General features: G+C 47.2%; 21 protein-coding genes, 15 tRNA genes and 2 rRNA genes. 2 read left to right on the top strand and 36 right to left on the bottom strand.

The window, feature by feature from the left end; genetic code table 11:
- Positions 1–128: 128 nt before the first annotated feature.
- The 19 genes from ACR1R9_RS01110 to ACR1R9_RS01020 all read right to left on the bottom strand — a co-directional run bounded on the left by ACR1R9_RS01110 (position 129) and on the right by ACR1R9_RS01020 (position 9030).
- Positions 129–947: a class I SAM-dependent methyltransferase gene (locus tag ACR1R9_RS01110; RefSeq protein ID WP_433921905.1), complete on the bottom strand. Its 819-nt coding sequence runs from the start codon at positions 945–947 to the stop codon at positions 129–131.
- Positions 948–1416: 469 nt separating this feature from the next.
- Positions 1417–1495 (bottom strand) — tRNA-Leu (locus ACR1R9_RS01105).
- A gap of 23 nt (positions 1496–1518) precedes the next feature.
- A tRNA-Cys gene (locus ACR1R9_RS01100) sits at positions 1519–1592 on the bottom strand.
- Between the two features lie 6 nt (positions 1593–1598).
- Positions 1599–1673 (bottom strand) — tRNA-Gly (locus ACR1R9_RS01095).
- Positions 1674–1677: 4 nt separating this feature from the next.
- Positions 1678–1752 (bottom strand) — tRNA-Gln (locus ACR1R9_RS01090).
- 13 nt (positions 1753–1765) lie between these two features.
- Positions 1766–1838, bottom strand: a tRNA-His gene (locus ACR1R9_RS01085).
- A 29-nt stretch (positions 1839–1867) separates the two neighbouring features.
- Positions 1868–1941 (bottom strand) — tRNA-Trp (locus tag ACR1R9_RS01080).
- Between the two features lie 6 nt (positions 1942–1947).
- Positions 1948–2033, bottom strand: a tRNA-Tyr gene (locus tag ACR1R9_RS01075).
- Between the two features lie 5 nt (positions 2034–2038).
- Positions 2039–2114 (bottom strand) — tRNA-Thr (locus tag ACR1R9_RS01070).
- Positions 2115–2132: 18 nt separating this feature from the next.
- A tRNA-Phe gene (locus ACR1R9_RS01065) sits at positions 2133–2208 on the bottom strand.
- Positions 2209–2304: 96 nt separating this feature from the next.
- Positions 2305–2382 (bottom strand) — tRNA-Asp (locus tag ACR1R9_RS01060).
- 27 nt (positions 2383–2409) lie between these two features.
- Positions 2410–2483: transfer RNA gene (locus ACR1R9_RS01055), tRNA-Met, on the bottom strand.
- A gap of 18 nt (positions 2484–2501) precedes the next feature.
- Positions 2502–2577: transfer RNA gene (locus ACR1R9_RS01050), tRNA-Val, on the bottom strand.
- 70 nt (positions 2578–2647) lie between these two features.
- Positions 2648–2719, bottom strand: a tRNA-Glu gene (locus tag ACR1R9_RS01045).
- Between the two features lie 6 nt (positions 2720–2725).
- Positions 2726–2817: transfer RNA gene (locus ACR1R9_RS01040), tRNA-Ser, on the bottom strand.
- 3 nt (positions 2818–2820) lie between these two features.
- Positions 2821–2896, bottom strand: a tRNA-Asn gene (locus ACR1R9_RS01035).
- A 68-nt stretch (positions 2897–2964) separates the two neighbouring features.
- Positions 2965–5890: ribosomal RNA gene (locus tag ACR1R9_RS01030) — 23S ribosomal RNA — on the bottom strand.
- 243 nt (positions 5891–6133) lie between these two features.
- Positions 6134–7685, bottom strand: a 16S ribosomal RNA gene (locus ACR1R9_RS01025).
- The 16S and 23S rRNA genes sit together here with 15 tRNA genes alongside, the layout of an rRNA operon.
- A gap of 463 nt (positions 7686–8148) precedes the next feature.
- Positions 8149–9030: a nucleotidyltransferase-like protein gene (locus ACR1R9_RS01020; protein WP_433921906.1), complete on the bottom strand. Its 882-nt coding sequence runs from the start codon at positions 9028–9030 to the stop codon at positions 8149–8151.
- A gap of 122 nt (positions 9031–9152) precedes the next feature.
- Here ACR1R9_RS01020 and ACR1R9_RS01015 point away from each other — a divergent pair, with 122 nt between their 5' ends.
- The gene (locus ACR1R9_RS01015) at positions 9153–9557 is read left to right on the top strand and encodes a YgzB family protein (protein WP_053778954.1); all 405 of its coding nucleotides are present in this window, start codon (positions 9153–9155) and stop codon (positions 9555–9557) included.
- Positions 9558–9684: 127 nt separating this feature from the next.
- On the opposite strand, the gene ACR1R9_RS01010 is transcribed toward ACR1R9_RS01015, so the two are convergent.
- The 17 genes from ACR1R9_RS01010 to ACR1R9_RS00930 all read right to left on the bottom strand — a co-directional run bounded on the left by ACR1R9_RS01010 (position 9685) and on the right by ACR1R9_RS00930 (position 23329).
- Positions 9685–11415 carry a glycosyl hydrolase family 18 protein gene (locus tag ACR1R9_RS01010; protein ID WP_099858592.1) on the bottom strand — a complete coding sequence of 577 codons (1731 nt, stop codon included), beginning with the start codon at positions 11413–11415 and terminating at the stop codon, positions 9685–9687.
- Positions 11416–11554: 139 nt separating this feature from the next.
- Positions 11555–11977, bottom strand: coding sequence for a peroxide-responsive transcriptional repressor PerR (perR, locus tag ACR1R9_RS01005; RefSeq protein ID WP_024631328.1), 423 nt, complete (start codon positions 11975–11977; stop codon positions 11555–11557).
- A gap of 175 nt (positions 11978–12152) precedes the next feature.
- Positions 12153–13553, bottom strand: coding sequence for a DUF4097 family beta strand repeat-containing protein (locus ACR1R9_RS01000; RefSeq protein ID WP_433948838.1), 1401 nt, complete (start codon positions 13551–13553; stop codon positions 12153–12155).
- 26 nt (positions 13554–13579) lie between these two features.
- On the bottom strand, positions 13580–14173 hold the full coding sequence (locus ACR1R9_RS00995; protein ID WP_076291279.1) for a hypothetical protein: 594 nt from the start codon (positions 14171–14173) through the stop codon (positions 13580–13582).
- A gap of 146 nt (positions 14174–14319) precedes the next feature.
- A complete protein-coding gene (locus ACR1R9_RS00990; protein ID WP_076291278.1) occupies positions 14320–15030 on the bottom strand; it encodes an MgtC/SapB family protein in 711 nt (236 codons plus the stop codon).
- A gap of 33 nt (positions 15031–15063) precedes the next feature.
- Positions 15064–15528: a GNAT family N-acetyltransferase gene (locus ACR1R9_RS00985; RefSeq protein WP_175381663.1), complete on the bottom strand. Its 465-nt coding sequence runs from the start codon at positions 15526–15528 to the stop codon at positions 15064–15066.
- Between the two features lie 119 nt (positions 15529–15647).
- A complete protein-coding gene (gatB, locus tag ACR1R9_RS00980; RefSeq protein ID WP_099858587.1) occupies positions 15648–17087 on the bottom strand; it encodes an Asp-tRNA(Asn)/Glu-tRNA(Gln) amidotransferase subunit GatB in 1440 nt (479 codons plus the stop codon).
- 26 nt (positions 17088–17113) lie between these two features.
- Positions 17114–18571, bottom strand: coding sequence for an Asp-tRNA(Asn)/Glu-tRNA(Gln) amidotransferase subunit GatA (gatA, locus tag ACR1R9_RS00975; RefSeq protein ID WP_433921908.1), 1458 nt, complete (start codon positions 18569–18571; stop codon positions 17114–17116).
- 27 nt (positions 18572–18598) lie between these two features.
- Positions 18599–18886, bottom strand: coding sequence for an Asp-tRNA(Asn)/Glu-tRNA(Gln) amidotransferase subunit GatC (gene gatC, locus ACR1R9_RS00970; RefSeq protein ID WP_063566618.1), 288 nt, complete (start codon positions 18884–18886; stop codon positions 18599–18601).
- 304 nt (positions 18887–19190) lie between these two features.
- Positions 19191–19574 (bottom strand): hypothetical protein, encoded by a 384-nt coding sequence (locus tag ACR1R9_RS00965; RefSeq protein WP_024631336.1) that lies wholly within the window; start codon positions 19572–19574, stop codon positions 19191–19193.
- A 127-nt stretch (positions 19575–19701) separates the two neighbouring features.
- Positions 19702–19938: a hypothetical protein gene (locus ACR1R9_RS00960; RefSeq protein ID WP_099858586.1), complete on the bottom strand. Its 237-nt coding sequence runs from the start codon at positions 19936–19938 to the stop codon at positions 19702–19704.
- On the bottom strand, positions 19931–20266 hold the full coding sequence (locus tag ACR1R9_RS00955) for a YxlC family protein (RefSeq protein ID WP_099858585.1): 336 nt from the start codon (positions 20264–20266) through the stop codon (positions 19931–19933). The genes ACR1R9_RS00960 and ACR1R9_RS00955 overlap by 8 nt, the downstream gene beginning before the upstream one ends.
- Positions 20267–20268: 2 nt before the next feature.
- Positions 20269–20805 carry an RNA polymerase sigma factor SigY gene (gene sigY, locus ACR1R9_RS00950; protein WP_240343258.1) on the bottom strand — a complete coding sequence of 179 codons (537 nt, stop codon included), beginning with the start codon at positions 20803–20805 and terminating at the stop codon, positions 20269–20271.
- Positions 20806–20903: 98 nt separating this feature from the next.
- A complete protein-coding gene (locus ACR1R9_RS00945) occupies positions 20904–21197 on the bottom strand; it encodes a hypothetical protein (RefSeq protein ID WP_076291273.1) in 294 nt (97 codons plus the stop codon).
- A 306-nt stretch (positions 21198–21503) separates the two neighbouring features.
- Positions 21504–22136, bottom strand: coding sequence for an MBL fold metallo-hydrolase (locus tag ACR1R9_RS00940; RefSeq protein ID WP_099858584.1), 633 nt, complete (start codon positions 22134–22136; stop codon positions 21504–21506).
- 6 nt (positions 22137–22142) lie between these two features.
- Positions 22143–22712 (bottom strand): thioredoxin family protein, encoded by a 570-nt coding sequence (locus ACR1R9_RS00935; protein WP_433921909.1) that lies wholly within the window; start codon positions 22710–22712, stop codon positions 22143–22145.
- A 2-nt stretch (positions 22713–22714) separates the two neighbouring features.
- Entirely contained in the window at positions 22715–23329 is a 615-nt protein-coding gene (locus ACR1R9_RS00930) for a DedA family protein (RefSeq protein WP_076291270.1), read from the bottom strand.
- Between the two features lie 160 nt (positions 23330–23489).
- On the opposite strand from ACR1R9_RS00930, the gene ACR1R9_RS00925 reads away from it, so the two are divergent.
- Positions 23490–23837: a hypothetical protein gene (locus ACR1R9_RS00925; protein WP_064640579.1), complete on the top strand. Its 348-nt coding sequence runs from the start codon at positions 23490–23492 to the stop codon at positions 23835–23837.
- Positions 23838–23963 lie beyond the last annotated feature (126 nt).

The following is a 23963-nucleotide window of genomic DNA, read 5'->3' as shown; positions in this document are numbered from 1 at the left end:
GAACGTTTGTTATTTAGTCGAAGAATAAGATGTCTTATATCTGACCATCAAAAAGGGAGCAGTTATACTGCTCCCTTTTCCTTTTTAAAACTTTATCTAAATTGATTCCTGCTGAAATGGGTCTACTGTTACTTGGTCCGTACCACTTTCATGTTCTGTTGCTCCAATTGAATCAGAATTTTACCGAACTTCCCTCCGCGTGAGAATGTAACCATACCATCCTTGTAAGTGTCTCTGATATATTGCTCAGCCAGGGCAAGTGAACCTTCATCCGTTGGCAGTTCGTGCGTGCTAAGCCACTCCTGAAGCTTATCAACGACTTCCTCAACAGACATCTGCATATAACTTGTTTCTTTAGTGATTAAGGTGGTGTAAGAATAATCTTTCAGGTACAGCAGCTGTTGTATATATCCCATATCTCCGGCGTTGTATGATGGATAGACACCTAGTACCTCTTTAAGCTCATTTATTAGTGTGTGTTCTCTCGGTCCAGCCATCGTACTAATATAAACATACTTTCGGGCAGTGCTAATCGCCTGTTCAATCGTTTCCCAATTCGACATTGCCGGGCACATGGATGCAAATGCAAAATCATATTTCTTCTCCCAGCCTTTGTCCTGAATCGATATGTCCTCGAACCGCTCTGAAACGATATCAATACTGGATGTAAGGGATGCAGGAATAGTCTCCTTCATTAATGAAACTAACAGTTCAGAGGGCTCTACAGCTGTAACGTTCGCTCCTTTGGTTGCAAAAGGAATCGTAAAGATGCCTGACGCTGCTCCAATGTCTAATATGGATAACCCGTCAAAACTCACACCCTGATTTTCTATCCAGCCTGTGATGCGATCGGATCGCTTCTTTCCATCGTCAGTAAACGACTGTTGGTGATATTCTCTAGCCCATCGTTCAAATGCTCCTGTTGCGTCAAACGCCGTACTCTTCATATTGTATTTTGAAGCTGTCGACTGATTCTTCCCACACAGATCGATCAAATAAAATTTCAGAATGTTTTAATACATGTTTTTCCTCAGACACGTTGCTTCACTCCGTTTCTTTTATAAAATATAAATTCACACGCAAAAGGATACTATCTTGCTTGGATAAGCATCTTTTATATGAATTTAAAAGAGCTATAATATCCATAATTAAACGAAGTAATATTAGAGACTTTGTATATCCACAATATACTGATTAAAGTTATGAGTCAATACGTAAACAAAAATAATTCCATCTCCTTCTATAAGCCATAATCCGAGTGCCAGAGATCAGGGAATGAAATGGTGTTGTGATGACCTACAAAATTCCATTCAGGAGCCCCTCTTTGCTTAATTGCCGCACGTCACCTTTCATTCCGACAAATAAAAAAAGCTCATTAGATTTTGCATCTAATGAGCTTTTCCATACTTGCTTGAATACCGGCGAGAGGACTCGAACCTCCACGGTTTCCCACTCGATTTTGAGTCGAGCGCGTCTGCCATTCCGCCACGCCGGCATATGAAGTTTTTATGAAAATACTGGAGGCGCCACCCAGATTCGAACTGGGGATAAAGCTTTTGCAGAGCTGTGCCTTACCACTTGGCTATGGCGCCATATTTTGGAGCGGACGACGGGAATCGAACCCGCGACCCTCGCCTTGGCAAGGCGATGCTCTACCGCTGAGCCACGTCCGCATAATGGCTGGGGATATAGGATTTGAACCTATGCATGACGGAGTCAAAGTCCGTTGCCTTACCGCTTGGCTAATCCCCAAAAAAAACAAAGGGGCGATCGAGGGGAATTGAACCCCCGAATGCCGGATCCACAAACCGGTGCGTTAACCACTTCGCCACGATCGCCATAATACAATATGTTCTTAAAAGTTAATTGGCAGGGGCAGCAGGAATTGAACCCACACCAACGGTTTTGGAGACCGTTGTTCTACCTTTAAACTATGCCCCTAAAAACTGGTGGAGGATGATGGATTCGAACCACCGAACCCGTACGGGAGCAGATTTACAGTCTGATGCGTTTGGCCACTTCGCTAATCCTCCATAAGTGGTGCCGGCGAGAGGACTTGAACCCCCAACCTACTGATTACAAGTCAGTTGCTCTACCAGTTGAGCTACACCGGCGTATTAAGTTGTGATAAATGGTGGCTCGGGACGGAATCGAACCGCCGACACGAGGATTTTCAGTCCTCTGCTCTACCGACTGAGCTACCGAGCCATAATAAAGTTTAATCCTGAAACGTTACACTTTATCTAGGGCGTTCGGTGCCATATAGCAGATTTAGTGAACAGCTTCCTCATGTAAAGATTAAAATGGCGGAACCGACGGGATTCGAACCCGCGATCTCCTGCGTGACAGGCAGGCATGTTAGGCCAACTACACCACGGTTCCAGATCACTTTCTTGATAGAAAGTATAATTGCGGGGGCAGGATTTGAACCTGCGGCCTTCGGGTTATGAGCCCGACGAGCTACCGGGCTGCTCCACCCCGCGTCGTTATTAAAAGTTATATGGTGGAGGCTGAGGGGATCGAACCCCCGACCCTCTGCTTGTAAGGCAGATGCTCTCCCAGCTGAGCTAAGCCTCCGAACAACACATTTATGATCTTATCATAAAATTGCTGTGTAAATCAACTTCTTTTTTTTCGAAGTTAGATATGACCCGTAGGGGATTCGAACCCCTGTTACCTCCGTGAAAGGGAGGTGTCTTAACCCCTTGACCAACGGGCCTTGCTATGGCGGAGAGAGAGGGATTCGAACCCTCGAGACGCTTGTGGCGCCTACACGATTTCCAATCGTGCTCCTTCGGCCAACTCGGACACCTCTCCATATGGCTCCCCGAACAGGGCTCGAACCTGTGACAACTCGATTAACAGTCGAGTGCTCTACCAACTGAGCTATCAGGGAATAATGCTTCAGAGATCATTCTCTGAAAACTAGATCCGAAACGAAATGTGCGATTTACAACTTGCATATTGGATAAGCCCTCGACCGATTAGTACTGGTCAGCTCCATGCATTGCTGCACTTCCACCCCCAGCCTATCTACCTCGTCGTCTTCAAGGGGTCTTACATACTGGGAAATCTCATCTTGAGGGGGGCTTCACGCTTAGATGCTTTCAGCGCTTATCCCTTCCGTACATAGCTACCCAGCGGTGCTCCTGGCGGAACAACTGGTACACCAGCGGTACGTCCATCCCGGTCCTCTCGTACTAAGGACAGCTCCTCTCAAATTTCCTACGCCCACGACAGATAGGGACCGAACTGTCTCACGACGTTCTGAACCCAGCTCGCGTACCGCTTTAATGGGCGAACAGCCCAACCCTTGGGACCTACTTCAGCCCCAGGATGCGATGAGCCGACATCGAGGTGCCAAACCTCCCCGTCGATGTGGACTCTTGGGGGAGATAAGCCTGTTATCCCCAGGGTAGCTTTTATCCGTTGAGCGATGGCCCTTCCATGCGGTACCACCGGATCACTAAGCCCGACTTTCGTCCCTGCTCGACTTGTAGGTCTCGCAGTCAAGCTCCCTTATGCCTTTGCACTCTTCGAATGATTTCCAACCATTCTGAGGGAACCTTTGGGCGCCTCCGTTACTCTTTAGGAGGCGACCGCCCCAGTCAAACTGCCCACCTGACACTGTCCCCGCACCGGATTACGGTACCAGGTTAGAACCTAGATACGATCAGGGTGGTATCCCAACGGTGCCTCCACACAAGCTGGCGCTCATGCTTCAAAGGCTCCCACCTATCCTGTACAGATCGTACCCAAATTCAATATCAAGCTGCAGTAAAGCTCCATGGGGTCTTTCCGTCTTGTCGCGGGTAACCTGCATCTTCACAGGTATTAAAATTTCACCGGATCTCTCGTTGAGACAGCGCCCAAGTCGTTACGCCATTCGTGCGGGTCAGAATTTACCTGACAAGGAATTTCGCTACCTTAGGACCGTTATAGTTACGGCCGCCGTTTACTGGGGCTTCGGTTCACAGCTTCGGATTGCTCCTAACCGCTCCCCTTAACCTTCCAGCACCGGGCAGGCGTCAGCCCGTATACTTCGCCTTACGGCTTCGCACAGACCTGTGTTTTTGCTAAACAGTCGCTTGGGCCTTTTCACTGCGGCCCCCTCGTGCTATTCACACTACCGGGGCACCCCTTCTCCCGAAGTTACGGGGTCATTTTGCCGAGTTCCTTAACGAGAGTTCTTCCGCGCGCCTTAGAATTCTCTTCTCGCCTACCTGTGTCGGTTTGCGGTACGGGCACCATCACCTGGCTAGAGGCTTTTCTTGGCAGTGTGAGATCATGACCTTCGCTACTATAATTTTCGCTCCCCATTACAGCCCAGCCTTACGATGTGCGGATTTGCCTACACATCAGCCTCACTGCTTAGACGGACATCCATCAGTCCGCGTCACTACCCTGCTGCGTCCCCCCATTGCTCATAACGGCTTACGGTGGTACAGGAATTTCGACCTGTTGTCCTTCGACTACGCCTTTCGGCCTCGCCTTAGGTCCCGACTTACCCTGAGCGGACGAGCCTTCCTCAGGAACCCTTAGGCTTTCGGCGGATCAGATTCTCACTGATCTTTTCGTTACTCATACCGGCATTCTCACTTGTATAATGTCCAGCGCTCCTTACGGTACACCTTCAACCCTTATACAACGCTCCCCTACCCCTGATGCAAAGCATCAAGCCATAGCTTCGGTGGTGTGTTTAGCCCCGTTACATTTTCGGCGCAGAGTCACTCGACCAGTGAGCTATTACGCACTCTTTCAATGGTGGCTGCTTCTAAGCCAACATCCTGGTTGTCTGTGCAACTCCACATCCTTTCCCACTTAACACACACTTGGGGACCTTAGCTGATGGTCTGGGCTGTTTCCCTTTTGACAATGGATCTTAGCACTCACTGTCTGACTCCCGGAAGTAAGTCTATGGCATTCGGAGTTTGACTGAGCTTGGTAACCCTTGCGGGCCCCGCACCCAATCAGTGCTCTACCTCCACGACTCTGTTTTCCGAGGCTAGCCCTAAAGCTATTTCGGGGAGAACCAGCTATCTCCGAGTTCGATTGGAATTTCTCCGCTACCCCCACCTCATCCCCGCACTTTTCAACGTGCGTGGGTTCGGGCCTCCAGTGCGTGTTACCGCACCTTCACCCTGGACAGGGGTAGATCACCCGGTTTCGGGTCTACGTCCACGTACTATGTCGCCCTATTCAGACTCGCTTTCGCTGCGGCTCCGGCTCTTCACCTTAACCTTGCACGGGAACGTAACTCGCCGGTTCATTCTACAAAAGGCACGCCATCACCCCTAAAACGGGCTCTGACTTTTTGTAAGCACACGGTTTCAGGTTCTATTTCACTCCCCTTCCGGGGTGCTTTTCACCTTTCCCTCACGGTACTGCTTCACTATCGGTCGCTAGGAAGTATTTAGCCTTGGCAGATGGTCCTGCCGGATTCATACGGGGTTTCACGTGCCCCGCACTACTCGGGATACATCTCGGAGAGAACCAACTTTCAAGTACAGGGCTTTTACCTTCTTTGGCGGGCCTTTCCAGACCTCTTCGTTTAACCGGTTCCTTTGTAACTCCATGTGAGATGTCCCACAACCCCAAAGAGCAAGCTCTCTGGTTTGGGCTTCTCCGCGTTCGCTCGCCGCTACTGACGGAATCACTATTGTTTTCTCTTCCTCAAGGTACTTAGATGTTTCAGTTCCCCTGGTATGCCTCTACATAACCTATGTATTCAGTTATGAGTAACTGGAAATTACCCCAGCTGGGTTTCCCCATTCGGACACCCCCGGATCAAAGCTTGCTTACAGCTCCCCGAGGCAGTTTCGTTGTTCGCCACGTCCTTCATCGGCTCCTAGCGCCTAGGCATCCTCCGTGTGCTCTTAGTAGCTTAACCAATTGCTCCAAGGAGCAAATGCAATCTACCGTTTTTATTGAAACTTGTTTACACAAGTTCAGCTTAAAAAGGAATGTTCTAATTCGCAATTTTCGTTTCGATATCTAGTTTTCAAAGAACAAGCTCCATGCAAAAGCAAGCTGTTTTGAGAGTTTGAGCTCTCAAAACTGAGCAACGAGTGAGTAAGTTTTGCAGCTAAGCTGCGTATTTGAATGTTTCCACTCGGGAAACGATTCTCCATAGAAAGGAGGTGATCCAGCCGCACCTTCCGATACGGCTACCTTGTTACGACTTCACCCCAATCATCTATCCCACCTTCGGCGGCTGGCTCCTTGCGGTTACCCCACCGACTTCGGGTGTTATAAACTCTCGTGGTGTGACGGGCGGTGTGTACAAGACCCGGGAACGTATTCACCGCGGCATGCTGATCCGCGATTACTAGCAATTCCGACTTCATGCAGGCGAGTTGCAGCCTGCAATCCGAACTGAGACCGGCTTTTTAGGATTCGTTCCACCTCGCGGCTTCACAGCCCGTTGTACCGGCCATTGTAGTACGTGTGTAGCCCAGGTCATAAGGGGCATGATGATTTGACGTCATCCCCACCTTCCTCCGGTTTGTCACCGGCAGTCACCTTAGAGTGCCCACCCGAAGTGCTGGCAACTAAGATCAAGGGTTGCGCTCGTTGCGGGACTTAACCCAACATCTCACGACACGAGCTGACGACAACCATGCACCACCTGTCTCCTCTGTCCCGAAGGAAAGATACATCTCTGTACCGATCAGAGGGATGTCAAGACCTGGTAAGGTTCTTCGCGTTGCTTCGAATTAAACCACATACTCCACTGCTTGTGCGGGTCCCCGTCAATTCCTTTGAGTTTCAGTCTTGCGACCGTACTCCCCAGGCGGAGTGCTTAATGTGTTAACTTCGGCACCAAGGGTATCGAAACCCCTAACACCTAGCACTCATCGTTTACGGCGTGGACTACCAGGGTATCTAATCCTGTTTGCTCCCCACGCTTTCGCGCCTCAGCGTCAGTTACAGCCCAGAGAGTCGCCTTCGCCACTGGTGTTCCTCCACATATCTACGCATTTCACCGCTACACGTGGAATTCCACTCTCCTCTTCTGCACTCAAGTCACCCAGTTTCCAGTGCGATCCGGGGTTGAGCCCCGGGATTAAACACCAGACTTAAATGACCGCCTGCGCGCGCTTTACGCCCAATAATTCCGGACAACGCTTGCCCCCTACGTATTACCGCGGCTGCTGGCACGTAGTTAGCCGGGGCTTTCTTCTCAGGTACCGTCACCTTGAGAGCAGTTACTCTCCCAAGCGTTCTTCCCTAGCAACAGAGCTTTACGATCCGAAAACCTTCATCACTCACGCGGCATTGCTCCGTCAGGCTTTCGCCCATTGCGGAAGATTCCCTACTGCTGCCTCCCGTAGGAGTCTGGGCCGTGTCTCAGTCCCAGTGTGGCCGATCACCCTCTCAGGTCGGCTACGCATCGTCGCCTTGGTGAGCCGTTACCCCACCAACTAGCTAATGCGCCGCAGGCCCATCCCCAAGTGACAGATTGCTCCGTCTTTCCAGTTCTCTTCAGGAGAAGAAAACAACTATTCGGTATTAGCTACCGTTTCCGGTAGTTGTCCCAAACTTGAGGGCAGGTTGCCTACGTGTTACTCACCCGTCCGCCGCTAACCATCAGAGAAGCAAGCTTCTCATCAAGTCCGCTCGACTTGCATGTATTAGGCATGCCGCCAGCGTTCGTCCTGAGCCAGGATCAAACTCTCCAATAAAGTATTGAAAAGAGCGATAAGCTCATTTTGAAACTGACGAGATTAAAAATCTCATTTTTGCTTTGAAATCATACAGTCCGAAGACTTGTACCAATTTCTCAGCGTCGATCTTGCAAGCAAGATCGTTACTCACTCGTTGTTCAGTTTTCAAAGATCAAACTCGATTTGTGTTACTCTCTTTTTGTCTCAACCGTGTTTTCGGCGGCGACTTAAATAATGTATCACATTTCGTTTGTTTTCGTCAAGAACTTTTTTTAATTTCTTTTTTTGAAGCTTTTGTTCTTCACTAATTCCTCTGCAGAATTTATCAATTGTTGACGATAAGCTCGTTTGAGGAACGAAATATAATGTATCATATTTCCTGAATAAGAGTCAACCTCTTTTTATAAATTATTAATCAAACAAAAAAGGAAGGTTTCCCCTCCCACATTATAAGCCATTTAATGACAGTCTTCTCGAGTATCTACGCCTCAATCCAATAGCGGATTTCCCGTCCATCTCCTCCTATAAAGGATGGCCAGCCTGCCGATTCTTTTACTATAGAACGAAATACCAGCTTGCGAAGGATGAGCGGTAGATCCTCCCGTACAAATCTCAACTGTGGATGATGGACAAGTTCATCCATACTCCACGGCTCCCTTCGACTTCCAAGCACACGCAGAAGTAAGCCGGAGCAATCGCTCATTTTGGACATCACTGAGAATTCACAAGCAAGCAGCACAAGCTCAACTCTCTGTTCCAGAGTCTCTGAACTTACTGTAAGCTCCTGATAGAGCTTCCACAAAGCACGATCCAAACTCTGCACATGTGTCCAGACGGCATGATCCGGGTAGATCCCCTGTTCAATAAGTACAATTCTAGCCCAGTTCCCCAGAGCCTCAAGTACATTGTAATAGGCATCAACAACATGGCCCTCTTGAATGTAACGTTTGGCTTCCACATACATTTTCAAAAAGCTGGCGAACTCATGCAGCAGCTTTTGCTCACGCAATTCGGTTCCAAAAGCAGATAGTTCCTCTCGCAAATCGCTCAAGGCGTTATCTGCTTCCCAGATGATCTCACCTTCAATCAGGCACTGCATGATGTTATTGTTATCCCCCGTAATTACACTGCTCTGCAGCTCATGACGGCTGACATAGATCATTTGATAACGAAGATCACCATATTTGTAGTGTCCAACCTTGGATATCAACTGGTCGGTATTATGAACAACAAACACAAGCAATTCAAAATCCTGGATTAGGGAGCCGTGGAATCGATCTCCCGGATGGGAATAAGCGATAGCCCCAACTGCCCCTGTCTCTTCCGACTGTTCGGACAAAAAAGCAAGGTTCTTTAGTTCCACGATTCCCTCCATACAATTCATGGCAGATAAGCGCCAAGTCAGTTATAATGTAATTCTACATGCAGACTAAGGTTTCCTTCTTATCCAGGTCCGATACTACTCATACGATAGGAGCATTTTTCATGATTTTTAAATCTGCAAAAATTAATGCTTTTCGCACTTGGGGACTACTACTTACCATGCTAGGCATGGGCCTAATGGTACTGGGAACTGCCGGAATTGTGTTCTGGGGACACGCAGGCAAAGTATTTGCCGCTGTGGGACTCGTCATCGGCCTGATTGCCATGATGGCTAGTCTGGCCATTTATTTCTGGGCTGGTATGCTTTCCACCAGCGCAGTACAAGTAGACTGTCCGGAATGTGGCAAGTTAACCAAAATGCTCGGCAAGACGGATCGTTGTATGTTCTGTCATACCATCCTTACCCTGGACCCTAATCAGGCCAATACAACTAGTTCACAACTGAAAGCGCATTCCACACCTCCATCCCCTTCCGACACAGATCATGGCATGAGTTCCAACAGCTAGATGCTCTTTTCATCAAAGCCCAGAGACAGAAAAAAGGCCCGGTATCTTCACCGGACCTTTTTTTGAATTTCAGAAAGACATTAAATTAATTAATATATAAGTTCAATTGAGCTATTTCATGTTTATTTCATTTCGAATACCCTGCCTGTTTTAGCGTTTCCCATGCCGATGCATTGGCGAAGCTTCGATTCCATGCAGCTACTCCACCCAATTTCAACGAAGCAACCAAATCAACACGTGCCTGAAGCGAAACGGCATCCTCTATCCAAATTTTCTTAGTGGCCCCATCTTCGGAATATTCCACATAATTTTGTCCGCTTTGTTTATCCAGAACAGGTTTGAGTTTCTTTTCCTTAATCAGATCTGCGATGGTGCTCATGCCTACCGCTTTGGAAGACACTTTTACTTCTCCTTGATCATTAGTCTCTTCCGTCCAGATTCGAGTATATAGAGGCACAGCCATAATCAATTTGTTCGATGGTACTTCATCCTCTTCCAGGATCCTTCTCATAGAAGACTCGGTCCAAGGAAGCGAGGCAACCGAACCGGCCTTTGGACTTGCAGCCCAGTGTTCGTCATATGCCATAACGACAATATAATCGGCAAAAGAGCCTAACGAGCGACGATCCAGAAAAGCAGACCACATCTCACTGTTCGATTTCGGCGTCACATCAACCGAGAGCATCAAGCCATGTATGCGAGCCATCGCCTTGATTTCGCGGACAAATTGAGTGATGTTCGGTCCATCATCTGTATAGACATTTTCAAAGTCAATGTTAATGCCGTCCAAATGATACGTCTGTGCATACTCCAGCATTTGCTCTATAATATGCGTACGTGTCTCATATGAGGCCACGGCTTCTTTCGTAATATCCGGATCAAAGCTGTTATCCATCAAGCCCCACACTTCCATGCCGGAGTGGTGAGCCCAGTTGACGTATGCTTTATCCCCTTTACTTTTTACGTTGCCTTGTCCATCTGTAATATGGAACCACGTGGGGCTGACCACATTAACTCCAGGCATCTTACCAATCGAAGATACATCAGGCTGTCGATTGTATACGGCTTCCCAAACCAGGTTTACCGGTTTATTCTGCCACTTTTTCTCCGCCGCGGTCAGGGTGAACTTAGGCTTGTCCAGTTCCTTTTTCTCGGTAAGAGTGACATACTTATTAGCCACATATCCGGCATAACCATTATCCAACTGAACAAAGCTCTGATCATCACCAGTCTGCCACACCCTTACTCGTGAGTCCTGCTCCATATCGGCAATGATGGGAGAAGATTCCCCTCCGCGTTTGTATAGAGGAACGGTTTTGTCTGCCTTGGAAGACAATGTATTAATCTCCGCATACTGAATGGTGTCACCTCCACGCATCAGCAGCACGGCACCCGTTGTAGCATCTTCCTGTATAGCTATTCCATATACTTCTTTTAAAGGTTTGAGCGGAATATAAGCTTCTCCGCCAACCACCTCCGGTTTAACCGTCATGGGATAATCTCGATGATTAAGTTCCGCCTTCGTACTACCTTCCTTCATATGGAGTACTCGCTGCGGTGTTGCAATAATGATATCTCCTGTGTCAGCTTCATAACGTATTCCGGAATCGATCGCCTCTTGTAGTACCGATACAGGCAATTTAAGCTGATCTCCCGTTCCTGACGCCTCGCCATCCATTAATTGTCCGTCCACAAAAATAGGTTGATTCATGCCAATCCAGTCGGGGTCTTCATGAATCTGATTAAGCCAAACATTCGTTATTAGCCAATAAGCACCGCCTGCGACAACACAGGCAGCCAAAAATCCAGGCCAGAACGAGCGGCGCTTCTGACGTGTATATCTGCTTTTTCTACTCAAACGTCTACCTCCGTTAATCATGCTGAATCATGAAATAGCTAAACTGCTGCTGAGACTATATCCATTCTATCGTCCTAAAAACAAAAAACGTGAAGAATCCAATCTGAATTCTGCACGTTAATATTGTAATTCAACTCTCTTAATCCCTGCAACTTTTACAAACACCATATACTTCCAATCGGTGCCCATGTACTTCGAATCCTGTACTTGACTCCGCCTGAAGCTCGACGCTCTTTAACGAAGGATAACTGAAGTCTTCAATTTTGCCGCATTTATCACAGATAACATGGTAATGATCCGTCACATTGGCATCGAAGCGGCTTGAATTATCTCCGTATGTCAATTCCCGAACCATGCCGGCTTCCAGAAACATCTTCAAATTGTTATATACAGTCGCCACGCTCATACTGGGAAACTGGGGTTCAAGCGCACGGTAAATTTCATCGGCTGTTGGATGCCCCATGGATTCCATCAGATAGTTCAATATGGCATGACGCTGGGGTGTAATACGGACACCGGTCGTTTTCAGATGCTCCAACGCATGTTGGACACGTGTTGCCATAAAACCCACCGCCTTACCTTTCATTACTCTGCAGAGACAGAATGTGTGATCACATGTCCTCTTCATTCAGAGTTGATCCTCGGCTGGAACAACGACTTTACATTTTCCCTGCCGTGTAACCTTGCCAGTTTATATTTATTGTACGGCGATTGCAAGTTTATTGTCAACGCGTCAGTCAGGGAACTTCGGACGTTTGTTCTTGGGAATTCTGTCCGTCTTCGGTCATTTGTTCCAAGTTATCATCCGTATCTTCCGAATCCAGTGAATTCGTTCCAACAGGAGGTACTGCAGGATTACGATCAATAGTGAGGTCACTGTTCCCCTCAACTTTAACCGTATATTCTCCTTCACCAAGCTGGCCCTCAATCGTTTTATTCTTCACTTTAAACGGCAGATCCGTTTGCAGATCTCCATAACTGCTGGAACCACTGAGACTATAATCCCCCCGCTCCGGAATCAAAATGTTAATAGCACCTACAGCGCTATAAACGTCCCAGTCACCGCCTACTTTGGCGGATACAATACTTATACTGCCATTGAGGGATTGAGCTTTGACTGCCAAACTTGCGCCGTCTACACTGATATTGCCGTTTCGGGTATCCGCCGTGATCTCTCCGACGGAATCCGTGATGCTAATACTTCCGACTTGTGTAGTCAGATTCACATTTCCAGAAACCCCACGGGCCTTCATGTCGCCTCGATTACTGTTCAAGTCCACATTTCCGATCGCATTTGCCACAACAACATCACCATTCAGGGTTTTACCGGAAATATCACCTACCGCATTCGTAATTCGTATCCGTCCATTTCCTGTCTCAGCCAAAATGGTACTGATGGCTTCTGGACGATTCAACAATATGGCTCCATTGGACGTTCGAATATCGAGATTGAAACGACGATCATCCGGGATCGTTATGGTGATATTCATCCGCGGCTGTGTTTTCTCGTTCTCTCCATACGTTTTGCCTGTAGTCTTGATATGAATCACTTTTGTCCCGTCTGCCTCAACAAAGGAAGCGTCTGCCACTGCTTTGGCCTGCACTTCAGTTGTCTGATCCACCCAAACTACCGTACGCACCTCAATCTCTTCTGTGTCCCCCCGCTGTACCGAGATATCCCCGTTCACTCCCTCAACAACGAGGTCCGACGTATCCATACCTACAGGCACCCGAATCGTGCCCTTATCTTCCATATATCCTGCTGCCTGACTATAGTCCATGGATGCTGCTCCTAGATTAAGACTCACCCTGTTCCACAAATGCATATAATGATCCTGCTCAGAAACGATAAAAACAGATGCCGTCAGGACAAGGGACGCCAGGATTCCTTTCGCATCGGGTCTGAAGCGCATTTTAATTTTCTCACTTTGGTTGTCTGAAGCTGCATTCCCTCTTCGACGTGTCACTAAGAACAACAGTATGTATTCTACACCTAACACAACGATCAAGAGGGGCCACCAATCGACCATCTCATATACATAGTCCGTTCCCCACCGTTTATCCAAAATCAACAACACACCGACAGCTACGAGTAAGGCGGCAGCCGTATAGCGGCCGACCCGGACTTTACGGTTCATGGCCATCCCTCCTTGAATAGTTCACACTAGATTTTCTTTTTGCGAAGCATGACCCAGATTTCCCGTCCGAAAAGGATTAGTCCTCCTGCGATCATCAAAACAGCAAAAGTGTATCCGCCATACACAGCGATTAACTCTTTAAACCAACGCGGTTTGCGAAAGAACAATACCAGCAGCGATCCTCCAACAATCAGAAGTAATCCAAACGAAATGCCTCTCTCCCACACCATCATAGCTTCCCCTGCAGAACGTTCGTTAGGGATGGGCTTGTCCGAGCTATTGTGCGTAACCGCTCTTCTCCTGCGCATCATCACCCAGTCCGCAGATTGCAATACATCGAATACATTGTAAAAGTAAATCACCGGAATAAACAATGCCAGTAGGATAAGCAATGGTACATTGATCTGTATTCCAATAGTTGAGAAATACAAAAGTGCTGACAGGTCCAGAAGCACAAGCATCATGAAAGTCAGACCTCTCATGTATAGTCGGAGATAAATATGGCCCAGACCCGGAATAACCGCACTTAGTAACCCGGCAATAAACTTGTGGGTCCGATTTCGGACAGGTTTTCCGCGCTTTCCGCTCGAATTATGGTTTGACTGACGTTTCCGTTTCATAAACGACTCCTTTCTTCCGGGCTGATGTTCCCGCTCTTCATGCATTTGGTTAGATAGTACCCTAAAGAGCCTGGAGAGTAACTGGAAGAAATATGGTTATGGGCAAAAACCCTCCGGCACTAAAGGCCTCAGAGGGTTTAATTCATTTATTCGACCGACACTTTTGTTACATGTTCCCACTGTCTTAACTTGGATACGAGCTGCACTGCACTGAACTCATGTGGCATGTAGACATGCAACACAATTTCAATTTTGCGTTCAACCGATACCATTTCTGCATAAGCCAAATCCTGCTCATTAACCGTTATTTTACGGATTTTGATCTTCTCCTGCTCCATAAATGAAGATACCTGTTCCAGAAAACCGGGCTCAGACAAGGTATGAAGTGTAACAACATGTAGTTTGTTTCCCCGTATATACCTAAGTTCCAACTTGTTGAATACCCAGAGATTAAGTAATACCAAGACTGTTGACACGATGGAGGCAAAAAAGAATCCCGCGCCTGTTGCCAGTCCGATGGCTGCCACAACCCAAATGGAAGCTGCCGTTGTCAGTCCGGTGATTGACTTGCCAGTAAAAAGAATCGTGCCCGCTCCGAGAAACCCAACGCCTGTAATAACGGCTGTAGCCAGACGGGCCGGATCAATCCTTACGTTTAATTCATTTGCAAAATCTTTAAAACCATAAATAGACAACATCATGATTAGTGCAGATCCAAGACATACCAGAATATGGGTACGCAGACCAGCAGCATGATTGGAACGCTCCCGCTCCAGGCCTACAAGCCCTCCAAGCAGCATAGCCAGTAATAATCGCAATAAAATGTGCCACTCATCTATTAACCAGGGATTGCCCAAAGCCGGTATTCCTCCTCCAAGTTGTTCACATCATTAATCTTTATTCTTATGAAATGTCGTTAATTCCACTCCAGGTGCAATCTGTACAACTTCCACGGGCTTAAAACCGAATTTGGTATACAAATTCACGGCTGGCTGGTTAAGCGTCCCTGTGGAAACGATATAACGCGGAAGATCCGGATACTGTTCAAACACATACGTCATCAAAGCAGCAGCAATTCCTTTACGAAAATGATCAGGGTGCACCATCATGCGTGTGATCGTCAACGTATTGATCTCTTCCTCATCTACTGCGACCGCACCAAGTAATTCACCATCCGTGTCCAAATAGCCATAAAAGATCTCTCCACAGTTCTGCAGGGTCTCCATCGTATCCATCAAAGGCGGAATTTCCTGAAAACCGATGATTTCGGCTTCGAGTCGATAAGCTACATGCTGCAGTCGCCAGAGCTGACCTACGGTCTCCACATCACTCAATGACAAAGATTGAATCTTCATACCTTCCTCATCTCCTTAATACATCACGGAATCCTGGACAATAAAATCAAACTTGTGCCCCTAACAAAAAGAGGCTGTCACAGGGACGAGCCTCTTTCTGTCCGGCCTCACCGGATGGATTAGCGGTTCAGTACATCTGTAAGCAGTTGATTGGCTAGTCCCGGATTGGCTTTGCCTTTGCTTTCTTTCATGACTTGACCAACGAGGAAACCAATGGCCTTCTGCTTCCCAGCCTTGTAATCTTCCACGGATTGCGGGTTGTTCGCAACAACCTGCTCCACAATGGCGAGAATGGCACCTGAGTCACTAATCTGGACCAGACCTTTTTCTTCGACGATTTGCTGCGGGAGCTTGCCGCTCTCCAGCATTTCCTTAAATACCGTTTTGGCGATTTTACTGTTAATTGTACCTTTTTCAAGCAATCCAATCATCTCACCCAGACCTTGGCCAGTCAGTGGCACCTGAGTCAATTCAAGGTTGCTGGTATTCAAGTAACCAAGCAAATCGCCCATAATCCAGTTGGATACGGCTTTGGCATCCTTGGTGTATTTCAGACTGTCTTCAAATAGATCAGCGACCGCTTTGGATGAGGTAATAACCTCTGCATCATAATTAGGCAGTCCATAATCAGCCGTATAACGGGCTTTACGCTCGTCCGGAAGCTCCGGTATGGAAGCTCTAATCCGTTCTTTCCAGGCTGCATCAATATGCAGCTTCACCAAGTCCGGATCTGGGAAATAACGATAGTCATGCGCCTGCTCTTTACCACGCATCGACAGTGTTTTCCCTTGAGCCTCATCCCAGCGACGAGTTTCCTGAACCACTTCACCGCCGTCGTCCAAAATTTCAGCTTGGCGGAACTGCTCGTATTCCAGACCACGCTGAACGCCACGGAAGGAGTTCATGTTTTTCAGTTCGGCTCTCGTTCCCAGCTTCTCCTGTCCATGCGGACGCAAACTAATGTTGGCATCACAACGCAATGAACCTTCTTCCATCTTCACGTCGGATACATCACAGTACTGCATGATGGCACGCAATTTCTCCAGGTATGCACGAGCTTCCTCCGGAGAAGAAATCTCCGGCTCGGACACAATCTCCACGAGCGGAGTACCCACACGGTTGAAATCGACCAATGAAGCATAACCGCCGTCAACGTGGGTAAGCTTCCCTGCATCTTCTTCCAGATGAAGACGCGTAATCCCGATTCGCTTCGTTTCACCGTTAACTTCAATATCGATCCAGCCATTCTCACCGATCGGTTGATCGAATTGTGAGATCTGATAAGCTTTCGGAGAATCGGGGTAGAAGTAGTTTTTGCGGTCAAACTTGCTGACATCAGCAATGGTGCAGTTAAGGGCCATGGCTGCTTTCATCGCGTAATCTACAGCTTGGCGATTCAATACAGGCAATACGCCTGGATGTCCGAGACAGACCGGACAAGTATGTGTATTTGGCGGAGCTCCAAAGGCAGTGGAGCAGCCGCAAAAGATTTTGGAGTTTGTATGCAACTCGACATGGACTTCAAGTCCAACGACCGTTTCATATTTAGATGCGGACATTTCTATATTCCTCCGTTCCGGACAGTCTACAGCTGCGGACGCTGCTTGTGGAATTCCGTATTTTGTTCAAATGCATGCGCTACGCGCAGTACGGTTGTTTCATCAAAAGCTTTACCGATAATCTGCATGCCGACAGGCAGTCCGTCCGAGAATCCGCAAGGGATGCTAACTGCAGGTACACCAGCCAGGCTGACAGGGATAGTCAGAATATCATTGAGATACATCGTAAGTGGGTCATCGACTTGGGAACCAAGTTTAAATGCCGTAGTTGGCGCAGTTGGCCCAATGATGACATCATATTTGGCAAATACGTCGTCGAAATCCTGTTTGATCAACGTACGCACTTTCTGAGCTTTCAAATAATACGCATCGTAGTAACCCGAGCTGAGTGCATAGGTTCCAAGCATGATGCGTCGTTTCACTTCGGGACCAAAACCTTGACTACGGGATTGGTGGTACAAATCCAGCAAGTTTTCCGGATTGTCTGCACGAACACCATAACGTACGCCGTCGAAACGAGCCAGGTTCGAAGAAGCCTCTGAAGAAGCGAGCAGATAATACGTAGCTACCGCATATTCGGTATGCGGAAGGGATACTTCTTCCCATGTTGCGCCGAGTCCTTCGAGGACTTTCAGTGCAGACAGGACGGTTTCTTTAACTTGAGGATCAACGCCTTCACCAATGTATTCCTTCGGAACAGCAATGCGAAGCCCTTTGACATCCCCTGTGAGTCCGCTCAAGTAATCCGGGATATCCACTTTCGCGGATGTCGAATCTTTGACGTCATAACCAGCAATGGCTTGCAGCACATAGGCAGAGTCCTCGACATTTTTCGTCAAAGGTCCAATTTGATCCAGGGAAGATGCAAATGCAACCAGACCAAAGCGGGAAACGAGTCCGTAGGTCGGTTTCAAACCGACAACGCCGCAATAGGATGCAGGCTGTCTGATGGAGCCGCCTGTATCTGATCCCAATGTGAAATAAGCCTCTCCTGCCGCAACAGCTGCAGCAGATCCACCACTTGAGCCGCCCGGAACACGATCGAGTGCCCATGGGTTACGTACAGGGTAGAAGCTTGAATTTTCATTGGAGCCACCCATGGCGAATTCGTCCATGTTCAGCTTCCCGATCGTCACGGTATCCGCTGCTTTCAACTTCTCGACAACCGTTGCATCATACACCGGGTCGAAATTGCGCAAAAACTGGCTGCCGCATGTTGTGCGAAGTCCGTTCGTAACGATGTTGTCCTTAATGCCGACAGGCAGACCGAAAAGCAAACCTTTCTCCTCACCGCTGACGAGACGATCATCCAGTTGACGTGCACGTGCACGTGCCTGCTCTTCATCCAACGCCAGATAAGCCTTAACCTTTTCATCCCGTTCACCAATGTTTTGATATGCCTGATTCACCAGATCGCTGACCGACAGCTCCTTGGCGTGCAGCTTGTTATGTATCTCCGGCAACGATTGTTCAAATAAACTCACGTAATTCGTCCTCCTTCCGGTTATCCGTTATTCCATTACAGCAGGCACTTTGAATTGCCCGTCTTCTTCATCTGGTGCATTGCGCATGACCTGTTCAATCGACAGACTTTCCTTCGTCTCATCTTCACGCATCACATTGCTGACGTGCAGCACGTGAGTGGTTGGCTCAATGTTCTCTGTATCCAGTTCATTCAGCTTCTCAGCATATTTTAAAATCGCGTTCAGCTGTCCTGTCAGGGTCTGCTCTTCTTCAGCAGTCAAATTAAGCCGGGCCAACTTGGCCACATGCTGAACGTCATTATTCGAAATACTCATTTCCGGATGCCTCCTTCATTCGTTCTAATTCCTGAAACCGCCGAAAACGAATCGACCGTTTAACGGGCTAAAGTCCCAAGATAACTTTTTTCATTATAGGTGAGATAGTTCGACAATTCAATGCAAATGAACCGAGTTACCGAATATGCAAAATAACCCCAAACGGTGGAGTCCTCCTTTAATACAAATTTCAAAACCTAATTAACTGAATTTTTACGTGCAAAACCAGGATAATGAGGGGATTCAAAATTCATATGTTCAAATCTAATCAAAAAAGAGCCGGCATCAGCCGACTCTTAAAATTCTAAATCCATGCACGCAGGTTAACCTGCTTTATAAAATCCGCCTGTGACATAACATCGTTCGCGGTTTCTTCTTCCTCTTCCACAGCTTGAAAATCTCCGTTCATCAGATGATGAAACAGTTTCTCATTGTGTGTCGCAAGGGCGTAATCTATCAACGCTTCTCGCTCGACCCGCTCAGCTTCCTGCTTCAGCAGAACCTCTTCTAGATCGACGTCGCCGGATGGAACAAAAAAGTTCCGATTCACCTGCGGCACTCGAAGCACGTAATCGAACGCATTGTCCGGATTCCGGTCATAAGCGATGATGAAACCATATTCCCCCACAGGAAGATTCTGCTCAAACGCATCCGCGACGATGACAACCTTCTCTCCTAATCGCAGCATCGTCTAACCTCCTGGTAGTCTATCTTTTTATTATTTGTATAGTCTACTAGAAAAGAATAGCGATGTCTACGATTACTAGAATTAAACAAAACATTTGTGCAAAATCTTTTTTTTCAAGCCATTAACTCTATGATTTGCCCGACGTTCGCTTAGGTGGTCTGCGATCTGCTCTCACCACAATAAACCAATATATGATCAAAGGTGTTGGGAACCCGGTAATGCCCCACAATCCCCATAACCAGGGGAAACGGCCACGTCTGCGTGCATCCTGAAAGATCCATGTTCCCTGTATTAGCAAGAGAATGGCAATCAGAATAAGCCATATGAGAGGAATCTCATTTAAAGAATAATGCAGATCATTCATGACGAGTCTCCTTCCGGCGTCGCCCTGACCAGATTACTGCCACGGCAATCGCTGCACACAAGCTTATAGCCTGGATACCCAAATATAGAGCTGGAGCCGAATGGAACAACAAGACACCAAGAGCAATAATGAACAGTCCCACAATCCAGAACAAAATCATTTCGATCCGATTGGCTCGTCGTTTCATTTGTTTTCGTTCCTTGACTTGGGCTTCAATGGAGGCTAATGAAGGAATGTTTACAGGCTCATACGCATCATCGAGCACTTTCATCTGTTGTTGCATTCGCATCAGAATCTCTTGTTCATCCTGTTCCTCAGATCTGCTCATGCTCAACCCAGCTCCTTTCTCAATTGACGAAGACCATAGGCAGTTCGAGACTTCGCCGTTCCGGATGGAATACCCAGCATTTCACCAATTTCATCATAGCCATAGCCATAATAATGCTTCAACAGGACAGTAATACGATGTTCTGGGGTTAACCTTGTCATGGCATCCATGACATCTGTCCATTCTTCATTCCGGCTCTCAAATTGCCACCGCAATTTCCGTACAGCCTGATTACGAATGGCTTCCAGCCAAATCTGTTCTCTTCGTCTGCGCCTAGTCTTGTCGATATATATACGGGTGGCAATCGTAATCATCCATGACGAAAAGGCAGACGAGCCATCGTATCTATGAATATTTTCCATACATCGAATCATCGTATCCTGCACCGTCTCCTCAGCAACGTTGGGGTCCATCGTTACTTTGACAAGATACTTATACACAAAAGCGTAATGGCGCTGCAGCAGTTCTGCCAGCGCACTGTCATCTCCCTGTATCGCTCTCTGTACCTCTTCCAGTTCGGCTGCCTCCATCTGAATCATCACCTGCTCTCCGCTCAGTCTTATGTTATTACGACAGGCTCTGCAAAAACGTTCAATTCAATCCAAAAAAAATCTGAAGCCGACAATTTCCCGGGCAATCAGACTTCATTTCGGTAATCTTGCAGTTTGTCGAACCACGGTTGGTTGCGGGCTCCGCTGCTTAATAAACGACTTCTCCATATATTCTGCTGTTGATCCTTGATTGGATTCATCTCATTGTTCATGTAATTATGTAGTTGAGGACGCTGGGTAACTGCTTCTATTCTGCCACTTTCCATTGCTCGTCGGTTTTCTTCGATGATCAGGTTCTCGGAACGTTGTCCCAACTGGATCACTCGCTTTTTCTCCACTTCTAATTCCTCGCTCTCATTAGCTATTGTTTCTTTCATCATTCTTCTGACTATTATCATCTCATGCACATTATAATTCGACTTGCTAAATGGACTAGAACGATCTTCTGTAGATACTTGTCAACGAACTGTATGTAGGGTTAAACGGATGTAACTTTGATAAAAAAAGTGAGTGAAAACAAAAAAAGAACGCAAACCGGGTATAGACCACAGTCTGCGTGCTTCGCAAGTTAGGGTGTTTCTTTGTATTGCTTCAGTTAGATGGTGCTTTAACGCTTGTAACAACTAATTGCTATTCTAATGAAAAAGTTGTCACTTGTCCAGACTTTCTTCACATAAATTGTCGGATCATCTTGCAGACACGTAGGGATTGTTCTTCTTCTCATAACCGATTGTCGTTTTGGGACCATGACCTGGATACACTTTGACCTCATCCGAGAAGGTGTACAATTTGTTCTGGATTGAATCAATCAGATCGCGTTCACGGCCTCCTGTCAGATCCGTTCTGCCTACACCCATACGGAACAGAACATCTCCAGCAAACAGATCCTCACCACATAGCAGACTTACACTGCCTGGTGAGTGTCCTGGTGTATGGTACACTTTGAACGTATGACCAATAAAGTTCAACGCCTGACCTTCGTCCAAGGCATATTCAGCTGGATCTGTCGATAACGGCGGGGTAGCCTGAGGCCAGTTCAAAGAACCATTCAATTTCGGCGTTGTGAGCCAATCACTCTCCAAGTCATGCAAATAAACGGGACAGCCTTTCAATTTGCGAATTTCATCCACGCCGCCCATATGATCAAAATGCGCGTGAGTGAGCAGGATCGCTTCAATCTCAAGGTCTTGAATAGCTTTGAGTAATGGGCCCGGATTCATTCCCGGGTCAATGATTACGGCTTTACCTGGATCATCACCCTGCAACAGATACGCATTGGTCTGGAGCGGTCCCAAAGAAAATGTACGAATGTTAAGCATATCGGCTCAGTAACCCGAAATCAGTTCACGCAACTCACGAATAATAGCTGCATTGGACTCCGTTCCTTCCCCATAACGTTTACCAATCTCTCGACGTGCAACAGCCAAATTATCCTGATAATCTGCCGCTTCACGATCTGGGTTGTTACGTTTGAATTCAACCATAACTTCCTGCACATGTTGTGGACGAGGTCCCCATTGACCCAGTACATGTCCGCCCGTATCTGCAAAAATAACGACAGGGACAGAGCGTCCGCCCATCGTAAGGAACTCATCCATCACTTCAGGGTGATTTTCCAAAATTAGAACTTCAGTCGGAATGCCGGAGATTTCCAGCGCCTGGAACACGACTGGAACATTGCGTACCACGTCGCCACACCAGTCAGCAGCCAAAATTAACACACGCAAATCATCGCGGTGATTCAGGCTTTCGAAAAATTCACGATCATCCTCGCTTGGCCATGCAAAGCTGTCATAGTTTTCCTGGAACTCACTTTTGTTCTTCGTCATGCTCTCAATGAATTCTTTCGGTGGCAGACCTTTACCGAATTTGTGAGACAAGTTTGGTTTTCCCATAACTAGACACTTCCCTTCTTTTTACGAGCATTCATCCATTTAATAAGTACATAAACAATCATAAGTGCGAGAGCAACGAGCAGAATCGGCATAATATAAGGTGCCGCTTTCTCGTTGATATGTTGCCATTGATCTCCAAGTATCATCCCTAAATATATAAACAATGCAGACCAAGGTATAACAGCGAGGGTTGTCAACAAAATAAATCGACCCGTATGCATTTTGGAAATACCGGCAGGAATCGATATGGCATGTCTTACGACCGGAACAAAACGCGCCGTGAAAATGACACCTGTCCCATACTTGCGGAACCACTCTTCGGAATGGTCGATGTGCTTTTTCTGGATCAATATGTATTTTCCGTAGCGTTCAAGTACAGGTCTTCCACCATAACGGCCAATCCAGTAAATAAATAGCTGGGCTATGACACCGCCCACGGTACCAAAAATCATTGCACCGAAAAAATTAATATGGCCTTGTGAAACGAGAAAACCTCCATATGCCAGTACAATTTCACTCGGAATAACTTCAAGCATTAGTCCAAGCATAATTCCAAAGTATCCAAGACTCTGAATCCAATCGAATAATTGATTGACAATGTTATGAATAACGTCCATCTCGACCCTCTTTCTTCATCCTGATTGGCAGTGCCCTTCCGCACCATGGATGTTCGTCCCTATTTTATCACAGGCCTCTAGCTGTTGCTACTTCACCCGTCTGGGATAGTGTCCCGCAGGCAGCCATTTGCATATGGTATCGGGAGAGGAGCGTGAGAAGATGTCATTCAAATCAGCACCCGGTACTCCCCCGGTCAAACATAACACCCCAGGCCAGAAGCTGCCTTCTGCCCGAGGTATCCGAAGAGCATGCAGTAAAGAGCTGTATCGAACAGCCAAAAAGTTAAAGGTATATATCTCCCCCGAGCTGATGAAGCAAGCGGAAGAATTGTATTACGGGAAGGTCATCGCCAATCTGCTCTGGATCGGAGAAAATCGGGATAATCGCAAAAAATTATGCGAATGGTGGAACGCGGATGTCAGCCTAGAGATTGCGACTCTATGGGGTGTAGAGGTAGAACCGCTGCAAGCTGCCTTCAAGAATGCGTTTGGCGGATACCGCCTGTAGGTTGAGAGCAACAAACAGGTAGTCGAACAGCTAATCGTACAGCATATTGCTCGATTTTTGAATAACCTGAACTGAGGCGTAAGGCAATACTTTCGTTGGATCCATGCGAGATCGTTCATCATGTTA

This window comes from Paenibacillus taichungensis, assembly GCF_050994985.1.
In the GTDB taxonomy this organism is placed as follows: domain Bacteria; phylum Bacillota; class Bacilli; order Paenibacillales; family Paenibacillaceae; genus Paenibacillus; species Paenibacillus taichungensis.
Note: the sequence above shows the minus strand (reverse complement) of the source record. Positions and strands in the feature narration are given on the sequence as shown.

Coding starts and splice junctions, on each gene's coding strand:
- ACR1R9_RS01110 (WP_433921905.1), bottom strand. CDS start 947: ATGAAGAGTACGGCGTTTGACGCAACAGGAGCATTTGAACGATGGGCT.
- ACR1R9_RS01015 (WP_053778954.1), top strand. CDS start 9,153: ATGATTTTTAAATCTGCAAAAATTAATGCTTTTCGCACTTGGGGACTA.
- perR (WP_024631328.1), bottom strand. CDS start 11,977: ATGGCAACACGTGTCCAACATGCGTTGGAGCATCTGAAAACGACCGGT.
- ACR1R9_RS01000 (WP_433948838.1), bottom strand. CDS start 13,553: ATGAACCGTAAAGTCCGGGTCGGCCGCTATACGGCTGCCGCCTTACTC.
- ACR1R9_RS00995 (WP_076291279.1), bottom strand. CDS start 14,173: ATGAAACGGAAACGTCAGTCAAACCATAATTCGAGCGGAAAGCGCGGA.
- ACR1R9_RS00985 (WP_175381663.1), bottom strand. CDS start 15,528: ATGAAGATTCAATCTTTGTCATTGAGTGATGTGGAGACCGTAGGTCAG.
- gatB (WP_099858587.1), bottom strand. CDS start 17,087: ATGTCCGCATCTAAATATGAAACGGTCGTTGGACTTGAAGTCCATGTC.
- gatC (WP_063566618.1), bottom strand. CDS start 18,886: ATGAGTATTTCGAATAATGACGTTCAGCATGTGGCCAAGTTGGCCCGG.
- ACR1R9_RS00965 (WP_024631336.1), bottom strand. CDS start 19,574: ATGCTGCGATTAGGAGAGAAGGTTGTCATCGTCGCGGATGCGTTTGAG.
- ACR1R9_RS00960 (WP_099858586.1), bottom strand. CDS start 19,938: ATGAATGATCTGCATTATTCTTTAAATGAGATTCCTCTCATATGGCTT.
- ACR1R9_RS00955 (WP_099858585.1), bottom strand. CDS start 20,266: ATGAGCAGATCTGAGGAACAGGATGAACAAGAGATTCTGATGCGAATG.
- sigY (WP_240343258.1), bottom strand. CDS start 20,805: ATGATTCAGATGGAGGCAGCCGAACTGGAAGAGGTACAGAGAGCGATA.
- ACR1R9_RS00945 (WP_076291273.1), bottom strand. CDS start 21,197: ATGATGAAAGAAACAATAGCTAATGAGAGCGAGGAATTAGAAGTGGAG.
- ACR1R9_RS00940 (WP_099858584.1), bottom strand. CDS start 22,136: ATGCTTAACATTCGTACATTTTCTTTGGGACCGCTCCAGACCAATGCG.
- ACR1R9_RS00935 (WP_433921909.1), bottom strand. CDS start 22,712: ATGGGAAAACCAAACTTGTCTCACAAATTCGGTAAAGGTCTGCCACCG.
- ACR1R9_RS00930 (WP_076291270.1), bottom strand. CDS start 23,329: ATGGACGTTATTCATAACATTGTCAATCAATTATTCGATTGGATTCAG.
- ACR1R9_RS00925 (WP_064640579.1), top strand. CDS start 23,490: ATGTCATTCAAATCAGCACCCGGTACTCCCCCGGTCAAACATAACACC.